Source organism: Roseburia sp. AM59-24XD (assembly GCF_003478445.1).
GTDB lineage: Bacteria > Bacillota > Clostridia > Lachnospirales > Lachnospiraceae > Jutongia.
This window is the reverse complement of the sequence record NZ_QUET01000056.1, coordinates 1-5627: the sequence shown is the minus strand read 5'-3', so window position 1 is coordinate 5627 and position 5627 is coordinate 1. Positions and strand designations below refer to the sequence as shown.

The 5627-nt window shown below is 47.2% G+C and carries 5 protein-coding genes and 1 riboswitch; all 5 genes read left to right on the top strand.

Annotation, left to right across the window (positions count from 1 at the left end):
- Positions 1-487 precede the first annotated feature (487 nt).
- The gene (locus tag DXA20_RS15735; RefSeq protein ID WP_022305012.1) at positions 488-889 is read left to right on the top strand and encodes a BlaI/MecI/CopY family transcriptional regulator; all 402 of its coding nucleotides are present in this window, start codon (positions 488-490) and stop codon (positions 887-889) included.
- 31 nt (positions 890-920) lie between these two features.
- Positions 921-2600 (top strand): M56 family metallopeptidase, encoded by a 1680-nt coding sequence (locus DXA20_RS15730; protein ID WP_158577263.1) that lies wholly within the window; start codon positions 921-923, stop codon positions 2598-2600.
- Between the two features lie 73 nt (positions 2601-2673).
- A riboswitch (ZMP/ZTP riboswitch) is annotated at positions 2674-2758 on the top strand.
- Positions 2759-2830: 72 nt separating this feature from the next.
- Entirely contained in the window at positions 2831-3544 is a 714-nt protein-coding gene (locus DXA20_RS15725) for an IMP cyclohydrolase (RefSeq protein ID WP_022305010.1), read from the top strand.
- An 18-nt stretch (positions 3545-3562) separates the two neighbouring features.
- Positions 3563-4738, top strand: a complete 1176-nt coding sequence (locus DXA20_RS15720; protein WP_118562055.1) for a phosphoribosylaminoimidazolecarboxamide formyltransferase — start codon at positions 3563-3565, stop codon at positions 4736-4738.
- An 85-nt stretch (positions 4739-4823) separates the two neighbouring features.
- Positions 4824-5300, top strand: a complete 477-nt coding sequence (locus DXA20_RS15715) for a hypothetical protein (RefSeq protein ID WP_022305008.1) — start codon at positions 4824-4826, stop codon at positions 5298-5300.
- Positions 5301-5627: the final 327 nt, after the last annotated feature.

Here is a 5627-nt window from a genome sequence, read left to right as displayed (position 1 = left end):
GCAATGCTTTGATAAATACGCATCCGCACGACTGAGCCCCATAGGTGGGCTCAGCTATTTCGGACGGCACGCTCCCGCTACCACTGCACCACGCAGCGGTACATAACGCGGATGTTCGAGGGAGTATCTATATCATTTGCAAAATCCGGGGCGTAAGTACCGGCGGGTGCAAGTGCCTTTCGAAACATCTGATTCCCACCTCGGGGCGAGTACGGCAGGATGCGTTTATCGAAGATCAAAGCAGCAAAGCAATTTGATTTTTCGAAATCCGTAAGTGACAAGACAATTTTTTAGTCATAGCTCATGGATTTTTAATATATTGGCAGGCAAAATATGATTTCTAAATAACCGGACATAAGAAATATTATGGGCATACATCAATTTGAGGTATGGGAAGTCTTAGTATTTTAATGGTTGACATTATAAACTGAAAGGGTTACAATATGGTCGACAATGTAGAACGACATAAAAGATTTGGAGGTTTCCGGTGAAAGAAGAGATAAAGGTAACAAACAGTGAGTGGTATGTGATGAACTGCCTCTGGGAGAAAAGTCATCTGTCGTTGATGCAGCTTGTTCCCCTTTTAAAGGAGAGCGCAGGCTGGAGCAAGAGCACAAGTGCAACGATGGTGCGCCGCATGACAGAGAAGGATTTGATCGGCTACGAGGAGAATGGCAAGACCAAATATTTCTTCCCGAAGGTAAAAAAGCAGGACGTTGTTGTTCAGGAGACGAGAGATTTTCTGCAGCGCATCTACGATGGCAGCGTCGGGATGATGATGAGTGCGCTTGTCCGACAGAATGATTTGTCGCAGGAGGACATTCTGGAGCTGCAGGAGATTTTAAAGGCAGCGCAGACAAAGACGCAGAAGACAAAGAGGAAAGGATAAAGGCGAGAGAATGACAGGCTTTTGTTTATGGATGTTAGAATCGTCAATACTGGTATTGATGATCCTTGGGATTCGAAAAGCTTTCATGGGAAAGATTCATTATGGCATGATATATGCTCTCTGGTTTGTTGTGGCACTGCGGTTTCTTGTTCCGGTCAATGTGATACGGACACCGTTTGGAATCGGGAATATGGTATCCGGTGCTGTCACAAGCTGGCAGCAGGGGCGCACAGACAGCCGAAATGAACGGGGGACGGCAGAGCAGAATGTGTTATTAAAGGATCCGCCGGCGGGGACAGTGACCGTGTCCTCCTATCGGAATGCAACGACTGCCGGACAGACTCAGACGGTACATAACGATCAGCAAAGCACAAGCGGGCAAAGTGCTTCCGTGCAGCCGGGGAAACCTGTACGGGGAGCGTGGATGGCATGGACGGTACATGTGCCATGGAAACGTGTTCTTGGGATTGGCTGGCTCAGTATTTTCGGCATGATCCTTTGCTTCTTTGTATGGTCCAATGTAAGTCTGATACACCGGCTGGTGAGGAACAGAGCATTTGTGAAGCAGTGCGGACGTGTGCCGGTGTATTCGACAGAGGTCCTGAAAACACCGTGTCTGTATGGCGTTTTTCATCCGGTGATCTATCTGCCGAAGTCGCTTTTGGGGGAAGAGAAAGCAGCCGTGGAGCAGATGATCACGCATGAGTATGTGCACTATCTGCACAGAGACTATATCTGGGCGATGCTTCGGATCGCGTTAGTGTCCGTATACTGGTTTCATCCGTTTGTATGGATTGCGGCAGGCTGCTCTAAAAAGGATGCAGAACTGTTCTGTGACGAGGCTGTGATAAGACGTCTTGGGGAGGAAAAACGCTTTGAGTATGGCTCTCTTCTGATACAGATCGCCGGGGAGAGACACTGGAGCGATTTCCGGTATTCATTTATGCCGATGAGCCGTAAGGGAAGAGAGATGCAGCGCAGGATTCTTGCAATCAGTAATCCGGCACGCGTCTCAAGGTGGATTATGATTCCTGTGGTAGTGACGGTATGCGTGTCAGTGCTTTTGACCTGCAGCACAGGAATTGGCATGGCGGCATCCGGTCGTGGGGAAAGTGATGCATCAGCCGTTTCGAATTGTGTCAGTGCTGCGCAGCTGCAGCCGGCAGATGCAGGTATATTTGCCAATCCGGTATGGATGCAGCGTTTGTCGGAATTTTCCGGCAATGCACCGAAAGCAGGACCGCTTTTTAATACAGCGGCAGGGGGAAGCTTTCTGGTACAGGTGTCCGCGGAGGGCATGAATACGAACGCAGCACAGCGTCTGATGACGGACGAGGATGCCAGACAATGCGAGAAGCTGTTTGAACGCTATGTGGAGACGTTTACAAGTGCGATCAACAGCGGTAAGACAGGTCGGTTAAAGCAGGTGCTGGCAGAGGACAGCGAGGTTTACCGGCAGCAGAAAGCACTTGCGCTGAATTATCACAAGCGGGGGATTCGCGAGAAAGCGAAGCAGTGTGAGGTTGATTTGGTCAGGATCACGAATGATCTTACGATACAGATCAATTCAAAGGAACAAATAAAAGTATTTTATGCAGATGCATCGGAAAAGATTGTCAGACAAAGTTATTGTTATACCTGTGAAAAGAGAGATGGTGCGTGGGTGATCACGGCAATGGAGGACAATGCGAAGCCGGGTTCTGCCGAATAATAAAATATTTGCAGACGAATCAAAAGATTTCGCTTGCCAAATTGGTCAGAATCAGTTATTCTTGTATAGAAAGAGAGCTTCATGTGACTGACGGAATCAGCAGGAGTACCTGCGGGAAGCATGAGGAATATGGAAAGCCGACCGTCTGGGCAGCCGCATTGGGGTTGTTCAGACGGTTTTTTTGCATTATATTTATAAAAGTAATACCGGATTTTAGAAAGGAGCATGCTATGCAGAAGTTATCATTGAAACAGGAGCTGACAGGAAATGCTTACCCTGGCAGAGGAATCGTTATCGGAAAGACTCCGAACGGAAAGTATGCCGTTACCGCTTACTTTATTATGGGAAGAAGTGAGAACAGCAGAAACCGTGTTTTCGTGGAGGATGGCGATGGAATCCGTACACAGGCATTTGATCCATCCAAGCTGAGTGATCCAAGTCTGATCATTTATGCACCGGTTCGTGTGCTTGGCAATAAAACGATCGTGACGAACGGTGACCAGACCGATACGATCTATGAGCTGATGGACAAGCAGCAGACATTTGAGCAGGCACTGCGTACAAGAGAGTTTGAGCCGGATGCACCAAACTACACACCACGTATCTCAGGTATCATGCATGTGGAGAACGATTCCTACAATTACGCAATGTCTATCTTGAAAAGCAACAATGGTAACCCGGATGCATGCTGCCGCTATACCTTTGCCTACAGCGACCCGGTTGCGGGAGAGGGACATTTCATTCATACTTATATGGGAGACGGCAATCCGCTCCCAAGCTTTGAGGGTGAGCCAAAGCTCGTAGAGATGTATGACGACATGAACGAGTTTACGGATATGCTCTGGAACAGTCTGAATGAGGACAACAAGGTGTCATTATTTGTACGTTATATTGATATCGCCACAGGCGAGGCGGCTTCATGCATTGTCAACAAGAATAAATAGTCAGAAAGGAACAATACGATGAAAGAATTAGAATTAAAATATGGATGTAACCCGAATCAGAAACCATCAAAAATCTATATGAAGGATGGCGAGCTTCCGATTGAGGTGCTCAACGGTAAGCCCGGATATATCAATTTTCTTGACGCATTTAACGGCTGGCAGCTTGTCCGCGAGCTGAAAAAGGCAACCGGACTTCCGGCAGCGACTTCCTTTAAGCATGTATCTCCTGCCGGTGCAGCAGTCGGTCTTCCTCTTTCTGATGTTCTTGCAAAGATTTACTGGGTTGATGATCTTGGTGAGCTGACACCGCTTGCGGCAGCATATGCAAGAGCAAGAGGCGCGGACAGAATGTCATCCTACGGTGATTTCATCGCACTGTCTGATGTATGTGATGTCTGCACGGCAAAGATGATCAAGAGAGAGTTTTCCGATGGTATCATTGCACCGGGGTATGAGCCGGAGGCTCTGGAACTCCTTAAAGAAAAGAAAAAGGGCAATTATGCGATCATCAAGATTGATGAGAACTATGAGCCGGATTCGATCGAGCATAAGGAAGTATTCGGCATTACCTTCGAGCAGGGAAGAAATGAATTAAACATCGACAAGGATTTCTTCAGCAATGTGGTTACCGAGAATAAGGAGATTCCGGATTCTGCAAAGATTGATATGGCAATCGCAATGATCACCCTGAAGTATACACAGTCAAACTCCGTATGTTTTGTTAAGGATGGACAGGCAATCGGTATCGGAGCAGGACAGCAGTCCAGAATCCACTGTACAAGACTTGCCGGAAGCAAGGCAGATAACTGGCTGTTAAGGCAGTCTCCGCAGGTGCTTTCCCTTCCGTTCAAGGATGGTATGAAGAGAGCAGACCGCGACAATGCGATCGACCTTTATATCGGTGAAGATTATATGGACGTTCTGGCTGACGGCGAGTGGGAGAGAGTATTCACCGAGAAGCCGCCGGTATTTACAAAAGAGGAGAAGGAGGCATGGCTTTCCAAGGCAACTGATGTAACGCTTGGCTCCGATGCGTTCTTCCCATTCAGCGATAATATTGAGCGTGCATTCAGAAGCGGCGTGAAGTATATCGCACAGCCGGGTGGATCTATCCGTGACGGAGAGGTCATTGAAGCCTGCAACAAGCATGGTATTGCGATGAGCTTTACGGGAATCCGTCTGTTCCATCACTAATAGCGATAGAGGAGCAATCCTCCGGAGCATAGCATTTGTTCCCGATGACATCACTATTTATCATAAAAGAAAGGTGGTTTAAAGCATGGGATATCGTACGGTAGACGAATGGGGCAGTTTTGAATTTCAGAATGCCGATGTTGAGGCGATACGCAAAGAGAGAGGACATTGGTATCTGGAGCTTGGCTATGTGACGATCTTGCCGGACAATTCCTGCAACCGTGACATTCGTAAAATGGGAACCAACGAGCTTACGCTACAGCTGCAGCATGTGCAGGTAGATGAGATCCTGGAGGAGGGATTTAAGCTCTATGATGCTGACGGCAATTTTACGAAGAGTGTGGACGACCGGGTGCTTCTTTCCGAAGAGTACGATGCGTGGATGGAGGATATGGTTGGAGGTGCCGTGTATCAGATCCTGCGTAAGGATACAGGAGATGAAGCACTTCCGTATCAGTATGAGATCTATCTGGATGCTAACGATAGAACATATCTTGCAAAAGTATCGGCAAAACATGACGTGGAGACATGGGAACGCTTTATGAACCGCCATTCGGAATAACTTGATATTTTATTTCAGGAACGAGTTTCAATTGTGAAACTCGTTCTTTTATGAGAAAAAATATATAACTAAGACTGCCCATACCTCAAATTGATGTATGCCCATAATATTTCTTATGTCCGGTTATTTAGAAATCATATTTTGCCTGCCAATATATTAAAAATCCGTGAGCTATGACTAAAAAATTGTCTTGTCACTTACGGATTTCGAAAAATCTGATTGCTTTGCTGCTTTGATCTTCGATAAACGCATCCTGCCGTACTCGCCCCGAGGTGGGAATCAGATGTTTCGAAAGGCACTTGCACCCGCCGGTACTTACGCCCCGGA

What these genes read in the sequence shown, in the direction of transcription:
- DXA20_RS15715 (WP_022305008.1), top strand. Translation starts at nt 4,824, where the DNA reads ATGGGATATCGTACGGTAGACGAATGGGGCAGTTTTGAATTTCAGAAT.
- DXA20_RS15730 (WP_158577263.1), top strand. Translation starts at nt 921, where the DNA reads ATGTTAGAATCGTCAATACTGGTATTGATGATCCTTGGGATTCGAAAA.
- DXA20_RS15720 (WP_118562055.1), top strand. Translation starts at nt 3,563, where the DNA reads ATGAAAGAATTAGAATTAAAATATGGATGTAACCCGAATCAGAAACCA.
- DXA20_RS15725 (WP_022305010.1), top strand. Translation starts at nt 2,831, where the DNA reads ATGCAGAAGTTATCATTGAAACAGGAGCTGACAGGAAATGCTTACCCT.